This window comes from Serinicoccus marinus DSM 15273 (genome assembly GCF_008386315.1).
Taxonomy (GTDB): Bacteria; Actinomycetota; Actinomycetes; order Actinomycetales; family Dermatophilaceae; genus Ornithinicoccus; species Ornithinicoccus marinus.
Genome location: NZ_CP043808.1, coordinates 2,248,502 through 2,266,695, shown reverse-complemented (window position 1 = coordinate 2,266,695; position 18,194 = coordinate 2,248,502). Strand labels below are relative to the sequence as shown.

The 18,194-nt window shown below is 73.6% G+C and carries 18 protein-coding genes and 2 pseudogenes; 8 read left to right on the top strand and 12 right to left on the bottom strand.

Annotation, left to right across the window (positions count from 1 at the left end; translation table 11 throughout):
- Positions 1-17 precede the first annotated feature (17 nt).
- From FU792_RS10745 to FU792_RS10735, 3 genes and pseudogenes are all read right to left on the bottom strand, one after another.
- Positions 18-686, bottom strand: a pseudogene (locus FU792_RS10745) (dihydrofolate reductase); the annotation flags it as partial.
- Positions 683-1,503 (bottom strand): annotated as a pseudogene (locus tag FU792_RS10740) (thymidylate synthase). The pseudogenes FU792_RS10745 and FU792_RS10740, both read right to left, overlap by 4 nt.
- 25 nt (positions 1,504-1,528) lie before the next feature.
- A complete protein-coding gene (locus FU792_RS10735; protein ID WP_202804738.1) occupies positions 1,529-2,365 on the bottom strand; it encodes a DMT family transporter in 837 nt (278 codons plus the stop codon).
- A gap of 118 nt (positions 2,366-2,483) precedes the next feature.
- Between FU792_RS10735 and FU792_RS10730 the strand changes: the two genes are divergently transcribed.
- Positions 2,484-4,169: a ribonuclease J gene (locus FU792_RS10730; protein ID WP_022924945.1), complete on the top strand. Its 1,686-nt coding sequence runs from the start codon at positions 2,484-2,486 to the stop codon at positions 4,167-4,169.
- 22 nt (positions 4,170-4,191) lie between these two features.
- Positions 4,192-5,154, top strand: a complete 963-nt coding sequence (locus FU792_RS10725; protein ID WP_022924944.1) for an endonuclease/exonuclease/phosphatase family protein — start codon at positions 4,192-4,194, stop codon at positions 5,152-5,154.
- A 28-nt stretch (positions 5,155-5,182) separates the two neighbouring features.
- Here FU792_RS10725 and FU792_RS10720 read toward each other — a convergent pair whose 3' ends face one another.
- Both FU792_RS10720 and FU792_RS10715 read right to left on the bottom strand, forming a co-directional pair.
- Positions 5,183-5,554, bottom strand: coding sequence for a 2TM domain-containing protein (locus tag FU792_RS10720; protein ID WP_022924943.1), 372 nt, complete (start codon positions 5,552-5,554; stop codon positions 5,183-5,185).
- 13 nt (positions 5,555-5,567) lie between these two features.
- Positions 5,568-5,942: a 2TM domain-containing protein gene (locus tag FU792_RS10715; protein ID WP_022924942.1), complete on the bottom strand. Its 375-nt coding sequence runs from the start codon at positions 5,940-5,942 to the stop codon at positions 5,568-5,570.
- Positions 5,943-6,369: 427 nt separating this feature from the next.
- Here FU792_RS10715 and FU792_RS10705 point away from each other — a divergent pair, with 427 nt between their 5' ends.
- Positions 6,370-9,027 carry an FtsK/SpoIIIE family DNA translocase gene (locus tag FU792_RS10705; RefSeq protein WP_028131002.1) on the top strand — a complete coding sequence of 886 codons (2,658 nt, stop codon included), beginning with the start codon at positions 6,370-6,372 and terminating at the stop codon, positions 9,025-9,027.
- Between the two features lie 43 nt (positions 9,028-9,070).
- On the opposite strand, the gene FU792_RS10700 is transcribed toward FU792_RS10705, so the two are convergent.
- Positions 9,071-10,213, bottom strand: a complete 1,143-nt coding sequence (locus FU792_RS10700) for a dipeptidase (protein WP_022924939.1) — start codon at positions 10,211-10,213, stop codon at positions 9,071-9,073.
- Positions 10,214-10,288: 75 nt separating this feature from the next.
- On the opposite strand from FU792_RS10700, the gene rimO reads away from it, so the two are divergent.
- From rimO to FU792_RS10680, 4 genes are read left to right on the top strand one after another with little or no spacing between them, the layout of a single operon-like run.
- On the top strand, positions 10,289-11,818 hold the full coding sequence (gene rimO, locus FU792_RS10695; RefSeq protein ID WP_022924938.1) for a 30S ribosomal protein S12 methylthiotransferase RimO: 1,530 nt from the start codon (positions 10,289-10,291) through the stop codon (positions 11,816-11,818).
- Positions 11,815-12,417 (top strand): CDP-diacylglycerol--glycerol-3-phosphate 3-phosphatidyltransferase, encoded by a 603-nt coding sequence (gene pgsA, locus FU792_RS10690; RefSeq protein ID WP_022924937.1) that lies wholly within the window; start codon positions 11,815-11,817, stop codon positions 12,415-12,417. The genes rimO and pgsA overlap by 4 nt, the downstream gene beginning before the upstream one ends.
- Before the next feature lie 7 nt (positions 12,418-12,424).
- On the top strand, positions 12,425-13,021 hold the full coding sequence (locus FU792_RS10685) for a CinA family protein (RefSeq protein ID WP_022924936.1): 597 nt from the start codon (positions 12,425-12,427) through the stop codon (positions 13,019-13,021).
- A gap of 2 nt (positions 13,022-13,023) precedes the next feature.
- Positions 13,024-13,359 (top strand): helix-turn-helix domain-containing protein, encoded by a 336-nt coding sequence (locus FU792_RS10680; RefSeq protein ID WP_033418823.1) that lies wholly within the window; start codon positions 13,024-13,026, stop codon positions 13,357-13,359.
- A gap of 59 nt (positions 13,360-13,418) precedes the next feature.
- Here the strand turns inward: FU792_RS10680 and FU792_RS17360 are convergent, their stop codons facing one another.
- Together FU792_RS17360 and FU792_RS17355 are read right to left on the bottom strand one after the other, a co-directional pair.
- Complete coding sequence (locus FU792_RS17360) at positions 13,419-13,667, bottom strand: hypothetical protein (RefSeq protein WP_052327823.1); 249 nt, start codon at positions 13,665-13,667, stop codon at positions 13,419-13,421.
- A 141-nt stretch (positions 13,668-13,808) separates the two neighbouring features.
- Positions 13,809-14,399, bottom strand: a complete 591-nt coding sequence (locus tag FU792_RS17355; RefSeq protein ID WP_202804736.1) for an alpha-amylase family glycosyl hydrolase — start codon at positions 14,397-14,399, stop codon at positions 13,809-13,811.
- 107 nt (positions 14,400-14,506) lie between these two features.
- On the opposite strand from FU792_RS17355, the gene FU792_RS10670 reads away from it, so the two are divergent.
- Positions 14,507-15,901 (top strand): DUF6395 domain-containing protein, encoded by a 1,395-nt coding sequence (locus tag FU792_RS10670; RefSeq protein WP_022924934.1) that lies wholly within the window; start codon positions 14,507-14,509, stop codon positions 15,899-15,901.
- Here the strand turns inward: FU792_RS10670 and FU792_RS10665 are convergent.
- The 4 genes from FU792_RS10665 to FU792_RS10650 are packed head-to-tail and all read right to left on the bottom strand — an operon-like array spanning position 15,895 to position 18,139.
- Positions 15,895-16,752 carry a DNA-formamidopyrimidine glycosylase family protein gene (locus tag FU792_RS10665; protein WP_022924933.1) on the bottom strand — a complete coding sequence of 286 codons (858 nt, stop codon included), beginning with the start codon at positions 16,750-16,752 and terminating at the stop codon, positions 15,895-15,897. The two genes, FU792_RS10670 and FU792_RS10665, sit on opposite strands and share 7 nt — an antisense overlap.
- Positions 16,745-17,320 (bottom strand): hypothetical protein, encoded by a 576-nt coding sequence (locus tag FU792_RS10660; RefSeq protein ID WP_149814752.1) that lies wholly within the window; start codon positions 17,318-17,320, stop codon positions 16,745-16,747. Before FU792_RS10660 ends, FU792_RS10665 begins: the two co-directional genes overlap by 8 nt.
- Positions 17,310-17,753 carry a hypothetical protein gene (locus FU792_RS10655; RefSeq protein WP_149814751.1) on the bottom strand — a complete coding sequence of 148 codons (444 nt, stop codon included), beginning with the start codon at positions 17,751-17,753 and terminating at the stop codon, positions 17,310-17,312. The genes FU792_RS10660 and FU792_RS10655 overlap by 11 nt, the downstream gene beginning before the upstream one ends.
- Positions 17,750-18,139: an ATP-binding cassette domain-containing protein gene (locus FU792_RS10650; RefSeq protein WP_022924931.1), complete on the bottom strand. Its 390-nt coding sequence runs from the start codon at positions 18,137-18,139 to the stop codon at positions 17,750-17,752. The genes FU792_RS10655 and FU792_RS10650 overlap by 4 nt, the downstream gene beginning before the upstream one ends.
- Positions 18,140-18,194 lie beyond the last annotated feature (55 nt).

Sequence of the window (18,194 nt, the reverse complement as noted above, 5' to 3'; positions counted from 1 at the left end):
CGCGTCACGACGATGGTGCGCCGGCCCGGGAGCGCCCGGCCGATGGAGTCCCAGGTGCCGCGGCCCATGACCAGGACGCCCCCCATGGTCGTCTCCTTGAAGAAGCGCAGGTCCTCCGGCAGGTGCCACGGCATCGCGCTGCCGTCGCCGATGACCCCGTTGCGCCCGACGGCCGCGATGAGCGCGAGCCGCTGCGCGAAGCCGTGGGTGAGCAGCGCCCCGCGCGCGCCCGCGGCGAGGGCCTCCAGGGCGCGTCGCTCGTGCGGCACCACCCGCTCGGGCAGGTCGTCCAGCGGCCACCACCGCACCTCAGCGGCCCGGTCCGCCTCGGCCGCCCGCGGCTGACCCTCCCACAGCTCGGTGGTGACAAAGACGTCGACCCGTTGTTCGCGCGGGTACGGCAGCGCCACCGTGCGCTGCAGCGTCGCGACGTGCTCGAGGTCGTCCTCGCTCAGCCCGACCCCGATCTCCTCGGCGGCCTCGCGGACCCCGGCGCGCCAGAAGCTCTCGCCCGGCTCGACATGGCCTGCGGCCCCGCAGGCCCACCAGCCGTCCATGTAGGGCGTGCCCTGCCGCAGCTGCAGCAGCACCTCGGTCCCGGACGCCCCCTCGCGGCGCAGGATCACGTAGGTCGCGGGGACGAGCGCTGCCGGACGGGAGCGGCGCGCGGGCTCGGCCTGCGTCATACCGCGATCGGCGCTGTGATCGTCGGGGCGGCGACGTAGTCGCGCACCTCGACGTCCTCCAGCTCGAAGGCGTCGACCTGCCGCACCTCGGGGTTCAGCCACAGGGTGGGGAGCGGCCCCGGCGTCCGGGTCAGCTGCTCGGCGGCCTGGTCGAGGTGGTTGAGGTAGAGGTGCGCGTCGCCGAGGGTGTGCACGAAGTCCTTGGCACGCAGGTCGGTCACCTGCGCCACCATGTGCGTCAGCAGGGCGTAGGACGCGATGTTGAAGGGCACCCCGAGGAAGGTGTCGGCGCTGCGCTGGTAGAGCTGCACGACAGCCACCCGCGCTGGTCCGGGTCGCCCTCGGCGGCGGGCGCGACGTAGAACTGGAAGAGCGTGTGGCACGGCGGCAGTGCCATTGAGTCGACGTCGGCGACGTTCCACGCCGAGACGATGTGACGGCGGGAGTCGGGGTTGGTCCTCAGGCCGTCGACGAGCCGCTGGATCTGGTCGATCGTCCCCCCGTCCGGGGCCGGCCAGGAGCGCCACTGGTGGCCGTAGACCGGGCCCAGGTCGCCCTGCTCGTCGGCCCACTCGTCCCAGATCGTGATCCGGCGCTCCTGCAACCACCGCACGTTGGTGTCGCCGCGCAGGAACCACAGCAGCTCGCCGATGATCGAGCGCAGGTGTAGCTTCTTCGTCGTCAGTGCCGGGAAACCCTCGGTCAGGTCGAAGCGCATCTGGTGACCAAAGACCGACAGCGTCCCCGTGCCGGTCCGGTCCTCCTTGCGCACCCCCTCGGTGCGGATCCGCTCCAGGAGGTCGAGGTATGCCTGCATGCAGGTCAGCGTAGCGGCGCCCGCCTCACCCGGCCGCGACGAGCGCCACGCAGGCGAGGCATAGCAGGAGACCCACGCCCTGCGCCGCCCCGAGCCTCTCGCGGAGCACGGTCGCCGCCAGCAGCACGGTCACGGCGGGGTAGATCGAGGTGAGCACCGCGGCCACCGTCAGCAGCCCGGCCTGGGTCGCGAGCAGGAAGCCGAGCGCGGCCAGCGTGGCCAGCGCGCCGGCGAGCAGGCCACCCCCGACTTCCAGGGCGGTCCGGGGCCGCCAGCTGTCACCCAGCAGCGTGGCGGTGATCACGACGCTGACCAGCCCCACGGTCTGGGCCACCGCCAGCGGCCAGTAGCCGGCGCTCTGCGGCACCTGGCCGATCGCGGCGAAGAGCAGCCCGAAGCCGGCCCCCGCCAGCACGCCGTCGAGCAAGCCGTCGGCCAGGCGTCCGCCGTGGCCGGGCTCCCGGCTGACCAGCCAGATCCCGGGCAGCGCTGCGGCGATGCCGCACCACACCAGCAGCCCCGGTCGCTCCCCGCCGAGCAGGGCGACGACCACCGGCAGCACCGCCGCGCCGACCCCGGAGACCGGTGCAACCACGCCCATCCGCCCGGCGGCCAGGCCGCGGTAGAGGAAGGCTCCGCCGAGCCCGCTCCCGACCCCCGCGAGCGCGCCCCACCCCAGGTCCGCCGGGGTCGGGTCGCCGGTGCGGGTCAGCGCCACGAGCACGGCACCCGCCATACCCCCGACGGCGCACATGATCGCGACCGGCCAGGGCGAGCTCCGTCGGGACGCGACGCCGCCGACGAAGTCGGACAGGCCGTAGGACAGGGCGGCGGCGAGCGCGAGCACGACACCCATACCCATCGACCGCACCTCCTGCCGCACTACGCCATCTGCCCCGGGACGATCCCGTCCACGGGAGACTGTCGCAGACGGAGGCAGGCTTCGTGGCATCGCGGCCCGACGGTCTACCCTGTGCGCCATGAGCCACCCGCATCCCGAGCTGACCGCGCCCCCGCCCCTCCCGGACGGGGGCGTCCGCGTCATCCCGCTCGGCGGGCTCGGCGAGGTGGGTCGCAACATGGCCGTCATCGAGCACCGCGGCAAGCTGCTCGTCGTGGACTGCGGGGTGCTCTTCCCCGAGGAGCACCACCCCGGCGTGGACCTGATCCTGCCCGACTTCAGCCCCATCGAGGACCGGCTCGACGACATCGTCGCGATCGTCCTCACCCACGGGCACGAGGACCACATCGGCGCGGTGCCCTACCTGCTGCGGCTCAAGCCGGACATCCCGCTCGTGGGCTCCCAGCTCACCCTGGCCCTCATCGAGGCCAAGCTCAAGGAGCACAAGATCACCCCGCTGACGCTGGGCGTGCGGGAGGGCGGCCGGGAGGAGCTGGGCCCGTTCGACTGTGAGTTCGTCGCGGTCAACCACTCGATCCCGGACGCGCTCGCCGTCTTCATCCGGACCTCCGGCGGCACGATCCTGCACACCGGCGACTTCAAGATGGACCAGCTGCCGCTGGACGGGCGGATCACCGACCTGCGCGCCTTCGCCCGGCTGGGGGAGGAGGGCGTGGACCTGTTCATGACCGACTCCACCAACGCGCACGTGCCTGGGTTCACCACCCCGGAGCGGCAGATCGCGCCGGCGATCGAGCGGGTCTTCCACACCGCCGAGCGGCGGATCATCGTCGCCTGCTTCTCCTCGCACGTGCACCGGGTCCAGCAGGTCCTCGACGCCGCGGAGGAGTCCGGCCGCAAGGTCGCCATGGTCGGCCGGTCGATGATCCGCAACATGGGGATCGCCGCGGACCTGGGCTACCTGCGGGTGCCGGACGGGGTGCTCGTCGACCTCAACAAGCTCACCAAGCTCCCGGACGAGGACCAGGTGCTCATCTGCACCGGCTCCCAGGGCGAGCCGATGGCGGCGCTGTCGCGAATGGCCAACGGCGACCACAAGATCGACGTCGGCGAGGGGGACACCGTCCTGCTGGCCTCCTCGCTCATCCCGGGCAACGAGAACGCCGTCTACCGCGTCATCAATGGGCTGACCCGCCGCGGCGCCGACGTCGTGCACAAGGAGAACGCGCTGGTGCACGTCTCCGGTCACGCCAGCGCGGGCGAGCTGCTCTACTGCTACAACATCGTCAAGCCGCGCAACGTCCTGCCGGTCCACGGCGAGTGGCGCCACATGGTCGCCAACGGCGACCTCGCGGTCCAGACGGGCGTCCCGCGCGACAACGTCGTCATCGCCGAGGACGGCGTGGTCGTCGACCTCGTCGACGGCCGGGCGCGCATCTCGGGCGCCGTCGACTGCGGGTACGTCTACGTCGACGGCTCGCTCGTCGGGGCGGCGGACGAGACGATGCTCAAGGACCGCCGCATCCTGCGCGACGAGGGCTTCGTGACGATCATCGTCGTCCGCGACTCCTCGACCGGGGCCATCGCGGCCGGCCCGGAGATCCAGACCCGTGGCTTCGCCGAGGGCGAGGACGTCTTCGAGCGGGTGCAGCCCAAGCTGGTCGCGGCGCTGGAGGAGGCGCGGCGCAACGGCGTCCAGGACACCCGCCAGCTCCAGCAGGTCATCCGTCGGACGGTCGGGTCCTTCGTCGGCAACAAGCTGCGCCGCCGCCCGATGATCATCCCGATCGTCGTCGACGCCTGACGCCGGCTCCGGGGGGTATGCCGTGCGCCGGGTCCTCGTCGCGCTCGCCTGGGCGTGGTGGCTGGCGGCGGCCGGCCTCACCGCGTTGCGCTGGGTCGACGCCGCCGGTCCGGTGCCGGTGCTGCAGTCCGGTCTGGTGCTCGTCGGCCTGAGCCTGGTGCCGCTCGCGGTCCTCGCCTGGGCGTTGGCCCGGCGGCTGCTGCTCGGCGCGGCGGTGCTGCTGGGGCTGGGGCACGCTGCCCTCGCGGCGCCCTGGCTGCTGCCGGACACCGTGCCCGCCGGTCGCGACGACCTCGTGATCGCGACCGCCAACCTGGAGTACGGCCGGGGGAGCCTGGCGGACCTCGCCGCGCTGGTCGACGAGCGCGAGGTCGACGCCCTCGTGCTGGTCGAGATGACACCGGAGGCGCAGGCGCGGCTCGAGGGGTCGGCCCTCGACCGCGCCCTGCCCGTCCGCGGCGGCACCCTCCGGTCCGACGCGGGCGGGACCCTCGTGCTCACCCGCGAGGGCATGGCCGGGTCCGCTGACGACGACACCGGCGCCGACGGCGCGCACGTCATCGACGAGCCGTATCTCTTCGACCAGGTCCGTCTCCCGATCACCCGGGGCGGGCAGACCGTGACGCTGCTCGGGGCGCACACCCGGCCTCCGGCGGTGGCCGGCTCCGCGGCGTGGCGCGAGGAGCTGGGGTGGCTCGGTGAGGACGCCACCGGCATCGAGGGCCCGCTGCTCGTGGTCGGCGACCTCAACGCTTCGACCGGGCACCCCGCGCTGCGCCAGGTCAAGGACGACGCCGGGCTGCGGGACGCGCACGAGGCGTCGGGGTCGGGGTGGGTGCGCACCTGGCCGACGGAGGGGCTGTTGCCGGCCTTCGTGCAGATCGACCATGTGCTCGTGCGCGGGCTTGACGTCGTCGACGCCGGCGCGGCGACGGTCACCGGATCGGACCACGCGGCGGTCTGGGCGCGGCTGCGGCTGCCCTGATGACCGCGGTCGCGCCGGAGCGGCCGGGTCAGTCCTCCGGGTGGTCAGGGCGGCCGAGCCGCTTGCGCAGCTTGGCGGCCTCGTCGGCGATCTCCTTCTCCGTGGGCTCCTTGTCGAGCACGAGGCTCGCCCCGTGGATGGCGACCCCGACTCCCCAGCCCATCATGGGCCAGACCGGCCAGAAATAGGTCCCGATGCCGCCGGTCACCAGCCAGATGACCGTGAGCAGCGTCATGACCAGGGCATACACGGTGAAGTGCTGCCGCCACGCCTGACGGGCCTCGATCCGCTCCAGCGCCCGCTTGCGCATCTCCGGGTCGAGCTCCATGCTCGGGCGGTAGGGCTGCAGCGGGAAACTGTCCTCGACCGGGTCGTGCGGTCCCTGCGGTGGCTGGCTCACAGCCCCAGCGTACTCAGCGGGCTGCGCTGCCACGGCCGTGACGACCCTCGACGAGCCGCGTGACGTCGGGAGCCAGGCAGATGCCCCACCCGATCATGACCCAGCCCGGCCAGAAGTGGCCGCCACCGCTGAGCGCCCACACCGCGACGAGCATGCCGATGAAGGCGGCCGCGCGGATCACGCGGGACCGGCTGGAGGCGAGGTCGTGGCCGCCAAGGCCGTGCTTTAGCCGGCCGCTCCCGCACCCGGCCGGTCGGGTCTCCTGCGTCGGCGTGCTCTCCTGCGGCAGCTCCTCGCGGCCACCGGTGCCCGGGGTGGGCAGCGGCGGCGGGGTGCTCGAACCTTCGAGCGGGCTGACGGGGTGGCTGCGCGGCACCTGCGTGTCCATGACGGCTCCTCGATCTCCTCGGCTGCGGTGATCCCGACGGTATGCCCGCACGCTCGCCGAGCGGCGTGACAGATGTCAGCAGGTCGCCGGGTGGCGCGTCAGGAGGGAGGGGGCGGCGACGCGGCTCCGGGGCGCAGCCGGTCGCGGGCACCGGGTGGGTCTCCAGGCCGTCCGGCGTGGGACCCCTGTGGCGGAGGTGAACATTGGGTACGGTGCGATCGTGGCCAAGACTGCGACGACCTCGACCCGTGCCGGCTCCGGCAGCGCCTCCCGGCGCCCGGCGAGCCGGACGACGTCCACCCAGGGGCGGAGCACCTCCGGCTCCGGCCGCAGCTCGGCGCCGCGCTCCCGCGCCTCCGACGGTCCGTCGCTGCCCGGGCGGGCGATGCGCGGCATCGCCGGGGTGACCGGCGGCACCGTGCGCGCCATGACCGACACGGCCCACGACCTCGAGCCCGAGCACCGGCGCGACGGCGCCGGCTTCCTGCTCCTCGCGCTCGCCCTGGTCGTCGCCCTGCGCGAGTGGTGGGGCCTGAACGGCTTCGTGGGGGACGTCATCCACGTGGCCGCGGCCGGCACCTTCGGGCGGGTGGCGCTCATCCTGCCCGCCGTCCTCGTCTTCTTCGCCGTCCGCCTCTTCCGCGCGCCGGACGAGCAGCAGGCGACCAACCGGATGAGCATCGGCACCACCGCCATGCTCGTCGCGGCCAGCGGCATCACGCACCTGGCCACCGGCAACCCCGACTACGCCGAGGGCTCGCACGTGCTGCAGCGCTCCGGTGGCATCCTCGGCTTCATCGCCTCCTCGATCCCCGCCTCGGCGATCACCGTGACCGGGGCATACATCGTGCTCAGCCTGCTGGGCGTCTTCGGCCTGCTCGTGCTCACCCGCACCCCGGTGCACCGGATTCCCGACCGCATCCGCGAGGTCGAGCAGCAGCTCTTCGACTCTGCCCGTTTCGACCGGGTCGACGAGGACGGCAACCCGCTGCCACGTGGCCGGCGCGGCGCCGGCGACCTCGACGGCCCCCGCGACGGCGACGTCGCCTTCGAGCAGGCTGCCGAGGTCGACCGGGCGGCGAAGGGGCGCAGGCCCCGGCGCGGTGCCGCTGCTCGCCAGCGCCCGGCGGAGGACCCCGACCGCACCGGCGACGCCCCTCAGCCCGCCTCGAAGCCCGCCGCCGACGCCGGCTCCCGCCGGCGCGGCGCGCGTGCCGAGGGTGACTCGACCGAGGAAATCCCCGCGCTGCGCCCGGGCCAGAAGCGTCCCGCGGCCCCCTCGGCCGTCGAGAAGTCCAAGCAGACCGCCAAGCCCGAGCTCGAGGCGCCCCCGACGACCCAGCTCCCGCAGCGGGTGGAGCAGCTGCAGCTCGCTGGCGACGTCACCTACACCCTCCCGGAGTCGGTGCTGCTCAAGCCGGGCACCCCGCACAAGGAGCGCTCGGAGGCCAACGACAAGGTGGTCGAGGCGCTCACCGGCGTGCTCGAGGACTTCAACATCGACGCCCAGGTCACCGACTTCACCCGCGGCCCGACGGTCACCCGCTACGAGGTCGAGCTCGGGCCGGGCGTCAAGGTCGAGCGGATCACGGCGCTCTCCAAGAACATCGCGTATGCCGTCGCCAGCGCCGACGTGCGCATCCTCTCGCCCATCCCGGGCAAGTCGGCGGTGGGTGTGGAGATCCCCAACGCGGACCGCGAGAACGTCAGCCTGGGCGACGTCCTGCGCAGCCAGACGGCACGCAACAACACGCACCCGATGGTCATGGGGGTGGGCAAGGACGTCGAGGGCGGTTACGTCATCGCCAACCTCGCGAAGATGCCCCACATGCTCGTCGCCGGGGCCACCGGCTCGGGCAAGTCGAGCTTCGTCAACTCGATGATCACCTCGATCCTCATGCGGTCGACGCCGGACGAGGTGCGCCTCATCCTCGTCGACCCCAAGCGGGTCGAGCTGACGGCCTACGAGGGGATCCCGCACCTCATCACGCCGATCATCACCAACCCCAAGAAGGCGGCCGAGGCGCTTGCCTGGGTGGTCAAGGAGATGGACCACCGCTACGACGACCTGGCGGCCTTCGGCTACAAGCACATCGACGACTTCAACAAGGCGATCCGGGCCGGCAAGGTCACCCCGCCCCCGGGCTCGGAGCGGGTGCTGCAGCCCTACCCCTACCTGCTCGTGGTCGTCGACGAGCTCGCCGACCTCATGATGGTCGCCCCGCGCGACGTCGAGGAGTCGGTGGTCCGGATCACCCAGCTCGCCCGCGCCGCCGGCATCCACCTCGTGCTGGCCACGCAGCGGCCCAGCGTCGACGTCGTCACCGGCCTGATCAAGGCCAACGTGCCGAGCCGGATGGCCTTCGCGACCTCCTCGCTCGCCGACTCGCGCGTCGTGCTCGACCAGCCCGGCGCGGAGAAGCTCATCGGCATGGGTGATGCGCTCTTCCTGCCGATGGGCGCGAGCAAGACGATGCGGGTGCAGGGCTCGTGGGTCAGCGAGTCCGAGATCCACGACGTCGTCGCGCACGTCACCGGTCAGCTCAAGCCGAGGTACGTCGAGGAGGTCCTCGCGACCCCTGCCAAGAAGCAGATCGACGAGGACATCGGCGACGACCTCGACCTGCTGCTGCAGGCGACCGAGCAGGTGGTCACGACGCAGTTCGGGTCGACCTCGATGCTGCAGCGCAAGCTGCGCGTCGGCTTCGCCAAGGCCGGGCGGCTCATGGACCTCATGGAGAGTCGTGGCATCGTCGGGCCCTCCGAGGGCAGCAAGGCCCGCGACGTCCTGGTCAAGCCGGACGACCTGGAGTCCACGCTCGCGCTGCTGCAGGGCCAGGATCCGCCGCGCCCGGACGTCGAGAGCGACAGCTCCCCCTTCGACGCCGACCCGACCGAGGTCGCCGACGGTGAGGGCGACGACAGCAACGAGGTGCGGTATGCCGCGGCCGGCGGCTCCGCGCCCGGCGCCGGGCGAGCGCCGCGCGAGGACCGCTACGACGGCGACCCGATCAGCGGCAGCTACGTCGAGGACGACGAGGAGCCCGAGAGCGAGGACGCCTGGGGCCTCACCGGCCGGGACTGAGCGCACGGGCGGGACCGAGCGCACCCGGCAATTCGGTCCGAGGTCAGGACCCGACCGGACACCCCTCGTGACCGGCCACCGCCTCGGCGTCGCGCAGGACGCGCAGCACGTTGCCGCGGGTGAGGCCGCGCAGGTCGTGCTCGCTCCAGCCGCGTCGGGCCAGCTCGGCGAGCAGCGCCGGGTAGGTTGAGACGTCCTCGAGCCCGACGACGACCTGCTCGGTGCCGTCGAAGTCGCCCCCGAGACCGACGTGCTCCACCCCGGCGACCTCCCGCAGGTGGTCCAGGTGGTCGGCCACCTGCGCCAGGGTCGCCTCGGGCCGGGGGTGCCGCTCCTGCCGGGCCAGGCTGAAGGCGGTCATCACCGGGTGGTCGTTGGGGTCGACGCCGGCGGCCGGGGCGGCCTTGCGCGACTCGACCTTCCACTCCCAGCAGTCCTGCGCCACGAACTGCGGCACGAAGGTCGCCATGCAGACCCCACCCTGGCCCGCCATGGTGACCAGCACGTCGTCGGGCACGTTGCGCGGCGAGCCGCACAGGGCGAGCGCGTTGCTGTGGCTGAAGATCACCGGGGCGGCCGACGCCGCGAGCGCGTCCCGCATCGTCGTGGCCGCGACGTGGGAGAGGTCGACCAGCATGCCGAGCCGGTTCATCTCGCGCACGACCTCGCGTCCGAGATCGGTCAGCCCGCCGTGCTCCGGCTCGTCGGTCGCGCTGTCCGCCCAGGGCGTGTTGTGGTTGTGCGTCAGCGTCAGGTAGCGCACCCCCAGCCGGTGCAGCGACCGGAGCACCCCGAGGGAGGAACCGATCGAGTGCCCGCCCTCGGCCCCGAGCAGCGAGGCCACCCGGCCGCCCGCCATGGCCGACTCCACCTGTGCCGCGGTCGTCGCGAGCGCGAGGCGGTCGGCATACCTCGCGACCATGCGGTGCACCAGGTCGACCTGCTCCAGCGTGGCCACGACCGCGTCAGCCTCGGGCAGCGCGGAGGGGACGTAGACCGACCAGAACTGCCCGCCCACCCCGCCGCGCCGCAGCCGCGGCAGGTCGGTGTGCAGGCCGCGCGCCGACGTGTCCGTCGCGAGGTCGACCTCGAGCGCACGCTCGGTGCCGACGAGCTCGCGCAGCGCCCACGGCAGGTCGTTGTGGCCGTCGAGGACCGGCAGGTCGGGGAGGGTGGGGTCGGTCACCGGCCCATCAGACCACGCCCCGCGCGACGGCGTCGCCGCTAGGTCGCGACCCCCGCGCCGACCTACACTCGAGGAATGTCCACGTCCACCCGCAGCGTCGCCGTCGTCACCCTCGGGTGCACCCGCAACGAGGTGGACTCCGAGGAGCTGGCCGGCCGCCTGGCCTCCGAGGGCTGGACGCTCGTCGACGACGCCGCCGAGGCCGACGTCGCCGTGGTCAACACCTGCGGCTTCGTCGAGCAGGCCAAGAAGGACTCGATCGACGCGCTGCTGGAGGCGGGCGACCTCAAGGAGACCGGCCGCACCCAGAAGGTCGTGGCCGTCGGCTGCATGGCCGAGCGCTACGGCGAGCAGCTCGCCGCCGAGCTTCCCGAGGCCGACGCGGTGCTCGGCTTCGACTCCTACCGCGACATGTCGACGCACCTGCGCAGCATCCTGGCCGGGGAGACGGTGCCCTCGCACGTGCCCGGCGACCGCCGTCGGTTGCTGCCGATCACGCCCCGCGACCGGCACACCTCCGCCGCGGGCGTGGCGCTGCCCGGCCACCAGCAGCCCGCCCAGCCCGAGCGGACCGTCGCGGAGCCCGACGTCCCGCTGGAGCAGGTCGCCCCGGCCACCGGGCCCCGCGTCGTGCGGGCGCGGCTCGACGGCCGCCCCTGGGCGCCGCTCAAGATCGCCTCCGGCTGCGACCGGCGCTGCGCGTTCTGCGCGATCCCGATGTTCCGCGGCGCCTTCGTGTCGCGGACGCCGCAGGAGATCCTCGACGAGGCCGCCTGGCTGGGGGAGCGGGGCGTCAAGGAGGTCTTCCTCGTCAGCGAGAACACCACGTCCTACGGCAAGGACCTCGGCGACCTGCGCCTCGTCGACGCGCTGCTGCCGGAGCTGACGCAGGTGCCCGGGGTCGAGCGGGTGCGCGTCTCCTACCTCCAGCCGGCCGAGATCCGCCCCGACCTCCTCGACGCGATGGCGGGCACGCCGGGCGTGGTGCCCTACTTCGACATCTCCTTCCAGCACGCCTCCGGCCCGCTGCTGCGGCGGATGCGCCGCTTCGGCGACCGGGAGTCCTTCCTCGGGCTGCTGGAGCAGGTCCGCGCCCGGGTCCCCGAGGCCGGGATCCGCACCAATGTCATCGTCGGCTTCCCCGGCGAGACCGAGGAGGACCTCGCCGAGCTCACCGCCTTCCTCGTGGAGGCCCGGCTGGACGTCGTCGGGGTCTTCGGCTACTCCGACGAGGACGGCACCGAGGCGGAGGGGTATGCCGACAAGCTCGACGAGGACGTCGTCCGCGAGCGGGTCGAGCAGGTGCAGGCGCTGGTCGAGGAGCTCACCGCCCAGCGTGCCGCCGACCGCGTCGGGACCGTCGTCGAGGTGCTCGTGGAGTCGGTGGACACCGACGACGCCGACGCCGACGAGGAGGGCGAGCCGCGGCTGGTGGGGCGCGCCGGGCAGCAGGGGCCCGACGTCGACGGCGTGACCTATCTCGTCACCGGCGACGGGGGTATGCCCGACCTCGCCCCCGGCGACCTCGTCACCGCCCTCGTGGTGGGGTCCGAGGGTGTCGACCTCGTGGCCGTGCCGCAGGGACCCGCAGGGGGCGAGCGGTGATCGGCCCGCACGACCCCGACGGCCCGGAGATCGCGACCGCGGCGGTGCCGGAGCGGGTCTCGTCCTGGAACCTCCCCAACGCGCTCACCGTGCTGCGCATCCTGCTCGTCCCGCTCTTCGGCTGGCTGCTGCTCGCCGAGGGCGGCGAGGACGTGGGCCTGCGGTGGTGGGCGCTGGTCGTCTTCCTCGTCGCGATCGGCACCGACTGGGTGGACGGGCACCTGGCCCGCAAGCACGGCCTCGTCACCGCCTTCGGCAAGCTCATGGACCCGATCGCCGACAAGGCGCTCATCGGGATGGCCCTCATCGGGCTCTCGCTGCTGGCCCTGCTGCCCTGGTGGGTGACCGTGGTCATCCTCGTCCGGGAGATCGGCATCACCCTGATGCGCTTCGTCGTCATCCGCCGCGGCGTCATCCCCGCCAGCCGCGGCGGCAAGCTCAAGACGGTGCTGCAGGCGATCGGCATCGCCGTCGTGCTGGCCCCGCTGGGCGGCGTGCTCGACACCCTCGGGCTCTGGGTGATGTATGCCGCGGCCGTCGTCACGGTCGTCACCGGCATCGACTACGTGCGCCAGGCGTTCGCCCGGCCCGGCGCGTGAGCGGGTCGTGAGGAGCCCGGCCGCCCAGGTGGTGGCCGCGCTGCGCGAGCGGGGCGAGAGCATGGGCACCGCGGAGTCGCTCACCGGTGGCCTGGTCTGCGCCGCCCTCACCGACGTGCCCGGTGCGAGCGCCGCGGTCCGCGGTGCGGTCGTGGCCTACGCCTCGGCGGTGAAGGAGGCGGTGCTCGGCGTCCCGGCCCAGGTCGTCCGTGAGCACGGCACCGTCTCCCAGGAGTGCGCCGAGGCGATGGCCCTCGGCGGGGCACGGGTGCTCGGCGCCGACTGGTGCGTCGCCACCACGGGCGTCGCCGGCCCGGACCCCAGCGAGGGCCACCCGGTCGGCACCGTCCACCTCGCGCTCGCCCACGGGGAACAGGTTCTGGGTCACCAGGTGTTGACCCTGCGTGGACACCGTGACGACATCCGCGCCGGCACCGTGACGGCAGCGCTGGAGCTGCTGCGAGGACGGCTGACCGAGGGTCTGTCGGCCGCACGGGGTACGGTAGAGACACGACCTGCCGCGACGGCATCCGCCGCACCGGGCAGGCACGGCGACGGGATGACCACCGACACGGACACCCGGAGAGAGGACGAGGAGGGTTGACGATGGTGCTACTTCGACGTGAGCTGGGTGACGCGCTCCGCGAGACGCGCCAGACGCAGGGGCGCACCCTGCGCGAGGTCAGCTCCTCGGCGTCCTGCTCGCTGGGCTACCTCTCCGAGATCGAGCGCGGGGAGAAGGAGGCCAGCTCCGAGCTGCTCGCCTCGATCTGCCGGGCGCTCGACGTGCCGCTGTCCGAGATGCTGTCGACGGTCGCCGACCGGGTCAGCCTGACCGAGACGGCCGAGGCGCAGATGACCACGGTGCTCACCGAGGGCCTGGCCACGACGATCGACACCCGGCGGATGCCGCGCCGCGACGCGGTCGTCTCCGCCGCTTGAGCGACGCACACCTGACCACGCCCGTCTGACCGGCCCTCGCCCGAGCGACCGCTGGTGCCTCACTCCTGCGGCGTGACCCCCACCCGGTAGCCCCAGGCCGGGAGCTGCCAGACCGAGCCCTCGGCATACTCGACCGTGCTGCCGTCCGTGGCGTCGACGTAGGCGAGGTCCTGGCCCGGAGCCACCCCGAGGGTGACCGATGCCGGGGCGTCGCTGAGGTTGAAGGCTGCGACGACGGCGTCCTCCGACTCGTGCACTCGCACGAAGCTGATGACCCGGTCCTCGCCGTCGTGGGGCACCCGCACCATGCGCGCGCCCCAGGCGGCGTTCCACAGCGCCGGGTGCTACTTCTTCAGCGCGAAGAGGCGACGGTAGAGCTTGCCCTGCGGGTCCTCGCGCCAGACGATCTCGTCCTTGTCGAAGAAGGTGAGCCGCCGGTCGTTGCCGGCCTAGACCTTGAGGTCGGTGGCGCTGGCCCGGCCGTGCGCGATGTGGTGCATCGTCTCGTTCCAGGACCAGGCATACGTCGCGTCGAAGGCACCCACGTGCAGGTCGCGGTTCTCCCACTCGGCGAGCAGGAAGACCGTCTTGATCTGCTCCAGCTGGGCCCGCGCCGCCTCCCAGAAGTCCACCGGCACGTAGCCCGCGACGTCGCAGCGGAAGCCGTCGACGTCGGCCTCGCGGACCCAGTGAGCCATGGCGTCGGCCATGTACTCCCGCAGCCCGGGCTGGTCGTAGTCGACGAAGCCGCGCAGGTCCTCCAGCGTCCCGAACTCGGGGTTGACCGCGAGGTAGTCGCGCACGGCGTAGGGGGAGCCGAGCCCGCCCTTGCGGTTCTGCTCGCCGATCGGGTTGATCGGCATGAGCCAGAGGATGTCGACGCCGAGGTCGCGCAGCCGGGGCAGGTGCTCCGCGGCGGCGGCCAAGGTGCCCTCCGGGGTGAAGTGGCGCTGGTTGATCTGGTAGATCACCGCGTCCTTGGACCACTCGGGGTGGGTGAGGCGGACCGGGTCTGCGGGCGTGTGGGTGGAGGTCGGCACGATCGGCCAGTATGTCGTGCCTCCCGCCGCACGGTCCACCGGGCGGGGCGGGCAGCCGGGCGGGTACGCTCCGGGGCCATGCCCGCCACCGTCGCCCGAGCGCGCTGATGCACCTCGACATCACGCACGAGCCCGGCCGCGTGCAGGTCCGGCTGGTGCCCGGCGCGGGGGAGCCGGACGAGCGCAAGGGCGCCCTGGCGCGGCATACCGCGTGCTTCGAGGTGGGGGTGCGCCCGGGCGAGGTGCACCCCGACCTGCTCGTGCTCTCGGCCGTCCTGTCGGCCCGGCCCTGGATCGTCCGGAAGGTCCCGGTGACCACCTCGGTGACGGCGAGTCCTGTCCTCGCCCGGGCGCTGCGCGAGGGGCCGGGCCTGCGGTTGACCTCGGCGGACCGCGACGTGGCGCCACGCGTGAGACCCGCCGAGGGAGACGGGGCGCCCGGGTTGTGCTTCAGCGGTGGCACCGACAGCGTCGCGACGCTCGCGGTCATGCCGGGCAGCACCCGGTCCTACCACCTGCTGCGGCGGGCCCCGCGAGGCGACCCGCGGGCCACGATGTTCGTCACCCGGGCAGCCGAGGAGTCGTGCGAGCGGCTGCGCGCCCAGGGGTGGCCGGTGGAGGTGGTCCGCAGCGACGTGGAGTACCTCCGCGCCGCCATGGGGTTCCCGCACGACTTCACCACGGCGGTGCCGTTGCTGCTCCACGCCGACCGCGACCGGCTGGACGCCGTGGCCTGGGGCGCGCCGCTGGAGGCGACCTACCGGCTGCAGCGTGGCTACTACCGCGACTTCGCCGACTCGCCCTTCCTCGAGGAGTGGGGCGGGGTCTTCGCCGCGGTGGGGCTGGAGGTGTGCGTGCCGGTCGCCGGGGTGTCCGAGGTCGTGACCAGCCGCATCGTGCACACCCATCCGCTCGGGGAGGCGGCGCAGTCGTGCGTGCGCGGCCGTCGGCTCGGGCGTCCCTGCGGGCGGTGCGCCAAGTGCGCCCGCAAGACCCTGCTCGCCGGCGCGGTCACCGGCGCCTGGCCCTCCGCCCCGTCGCTGGAGCGGCAGTGGCGTGGGCAGGAGCCGCGGGGCCATCTGCTGGCCGACCCGATCAAGGTCGAGCCGGTGATCGCCCGCACGGTCCACCGCTACCTCGCCGACGGCGGCGACAGCGCCCTGATGCGGCTGGTCGCGGCCAAGACCGGGCCGGACCCGATGGACTGGCTGGACCGGTCCTACGAGCCCGCTCTGGCGCTAGTCCCGGAGCGCTATCGGCAGGAGGTGGCCGAGCGCCTGCACCGGGTCGCGCCGCCCATGAGCGCCGAGGAGGAGGCCGCCGTGCGCTCCTACGACGTGCGCGGCCTGGACCGCTCGCGGGCACAGGCCGAGCTGGAGGCGTGGTTCGCCGCCCACCCCCCGCAGGACCTGGTGCCGCGTGCCGTCGGTCGGGTGCGCCGGGTCGTGCGCGCCCGGGCGCGACGGGCGCTCGCGGGGCGTGTCGGGCGCGGGCCTCAGTAGGTCGGGCGCCGGCCGTGGCCGAGCGGCGACTGGGGCCGACCGTCGTCGGTGGGGGCGAGGCCGCCCTGGCAGGTCGGGCAGGAGAACATCACCCGCTGCTGCGGCTGCTGACCGATCGGGGCGAGCCGGATCGTCGTGCCGCAGCGCTTGCACGGCAGCCCCATCCGGCCGTGCACCCACGCGTCGTCGTCGTTGACGTCCCCACGGCCCGTGATGGTCGTGCGGCCGGTCCGGCAGCTCAGCACCAGCAGCCGCCGGGCGGTCGCCAGCAGCTCGACCACCTGCTCCTCGGCGAGGTCGCCGACGGGCGTCCAGGGGTTGATCCTCAGCAGGAAGAGCGGTTCGGCGGTGAAGATCGTGCCCATGCCCGCCACGTTGCGCTGGTCCAGGCAGGCCTCGGTGATGGTGCGGCCCGGGTCTGCGCGCACGTTGGCCAGGGCCGTGTCCGCGTCGTACGCGGGGTCGAGCAGGTCGGGGCCGAGGTGCCCCACGACCCGGTGCTCCTCGCTGGTGCGGACCAGCTCCAGCATCCCCAGGGAGTCGCCCACGGCGACCCGCTGCGGCGTCCACAGCAGCGCCCGGACGGTATGCCGTCGCCCCAGCGCGTGCCGCCGCCCCACCGGGTGCACCCGCCAGGAGCCCTCCATCCGCAGGTGGCTGTGCACCGTGATGTCCCCCTCCACCCGGTGCAGCAGGTGCTTGCCGCGGGGGACGACCTCGAGGGTGCGGCGGCCGGACAGGTCGGCGGTCGCGTGCGCCGGCACCCGGAGGTCCGATCCCTCCAGGGCCACGCCGGCCAGCCCCTGGTGCAGCCGTCGGGCGGTGCGCCACACCGCGTCACCCTCAGGCATCGGCGAACCCCAGACCGAGCGAGGTGCCGATGCTGATGACGGCGGTCGTCGCTTCCCCCCGGCCCTGGTCGTCGTGGCGGCCGTGGCCCACTCGCGCGTCCGCTGCGGGCTGCGCGCTCCGCACCCCGAGTGCGGCGGCGGCACCGTCGTTGCGGAGTACGGTCACCGCGCAGGGGCGACGCAGGCCCCGGGTCAGCGCATGCCCGAGGACCCGGCGCGGGTCCGGCCCGCGAGAGCGCAGGGTGCCGTAGGTCGGGTCGTCGTCGAGCAGGCCGTCGACGACGTAGTTGGCGATCGCCACGCGCACCTCCAGGTCTCTGTCGTCGGGAGCGGATGGGTCCATGGCGTCCCGCGCGGCCTCGACCACGAGACCCAGGACGGTGTCCGGCGACGGCCACGTGCTGGTGTCAAACGGCCGCCAGGGCACCGGCATACCCGTTGTGCTCGCGAGGACACCGTCGCGGACCGCCGCGGCCTTGATGCTGCTGTGACCCAGGTCGAGCACGAGCCCGTCGGCCACCCCGGCGGCCAGACCCAGCAGGGGTGCGCGGGCGGGCTCAGGGGCCACGTCGGCGCGCTGCGCGACGACGCGCGGGTCTCGGGATGCCCGCCGCCCGAGCTCGCCGGCGACGACCCCGCCGCAGAGCACGATCTGCCGCACCGATGCCCAGCGCGCCCAGTCCTCCTCGCCCCACTCCTCCCGTGCCGCCCGGTCGTCGTCGGTGGGGGCGCAACGTCTGCAGCAGGTGCGCCAGCGCGTCCGTCCACTGCTCCGCGACTGCCTCGGCCCACTGCTCCCCGGCCAGCAGCACGCGGTCGAGGGTGACCAGCGGGGCGTCGTCGAGGGCCACCGCCGCCCCGGCCGCGGCGTCCGCGACGATGCCGGACAGCCCGGTCGCACCGAGGACCCGTCCCGCCCGGTGCCCGTGCCACGGCGCACCTGCCCGCAGCAGCACGGTGCGGTTCAGCCCGGTGCGCCGGGTGATGGGGGTCGTGGTCACCGCTCCAGTGTCTCGCCGGGCAGCTCGAGCCGCTCACCCACCCAGTCCTCGCGGAGCCACCGGTCGTGGCTGGCCACCACCACGGCGCCCGGGAAGTCGGGCAGGCCGAGCTCGAGCTCGGAGACGAGCAAGAGGGACAGGTGGTTGGTGGGCTCGTCCAGCAGCAGCGTGTCGGGGGTGCGCAGCAGCGTCCAGGCGAGCGAGAGCCGGGACAGCTGACCCCCGGACAGGTCGGCTGCGGTGCGCCGGCGGGGAAGGTGTGCGAGACCGAGCCCGTGCACGACCTTGTCCGTCCGGTGGTCGATCTCCCACGCGTCGTGCCGTCGGGCCGACTCCAGCGCGGTGGCGATGGCAGCACTGGCGCCGTCGTCGACGCGCGCCAGCACCTCGCCGGCGCGTTCGACCTGGACGACGGGGTCGCGGACCCCTGCGGTTCCAGAT

What these genes read in the sequence shown, in the direction of transcription:
- FU792_RS10735 (WP_202804738.1), bottom strand. Translation starts at nt 2,365, where the DNA reads ATGGGTATGGGTGTCGTGCTCGCGCTCGCCGCCGCCCTGTCCTACGGC.
- FU792_RS10730 (WP_022924945.1), top strand. Translation starts at nt 2,484, where the DNA reads ATGAGCCACCCGCATCCCGAGCTGACCGCGCCCCCGCCCCTCCCGGAC.
- FU792_RS10715 (WP_022924942.1), bottom strand. Translation starts at nt 5,942, where the DNA reads ATGGACACGCAGGTGCCGCGCAGCCACCCCGTCAGCCCGCTCGAAGGT.
- FU792_RS10705 (WP_028131002.1), top strand. Translation starts at nt 6,370, where the DNA reads ATGACCGACACGGCCCACGACCTCGAGCCCGAGCACCGGCGCGACGGC.
- rimO (WP_022924938.1), top strand. Translation starts at nt 10,289, where the DNA reads ATGTCCACGTCCACCCGCAGCGTCGCCGTCGTCACCCTCGGGTGCACC.
- FU792_RS10680 (WP_033418823.1), top strand. Translation starts at nt 13,024, where the DNA reads ATGGTGCTACTTCGACGTGAGCTGGGTGACGCGCTCCGCGAGACGCGC.
- FU792_RS17360 (WP_052327823.1), bottom strand. Translation starts at nt 13,667, where the DNA reads ATGGTGCGGGTGCCCCACGACGGCGAGGACCGGGTCATCAGCTTCGTG.
- FU792_RS10670 (WP_022924934.1), top strand. Translation starts at nt 14,507, where the DNA reads ATGCACCTCGACATCACGCACGAGCCCGGCCGCGTGCAGGTCCGGCTG.
- FU792_RS10665 (WP_022924933.1), bottom strand. Translation starts at nt 16,752, where the DNA reads ATGCCTGAGGGTGACGCGGTGTGGCGCACCGCCCGACGGCTGCACCAG.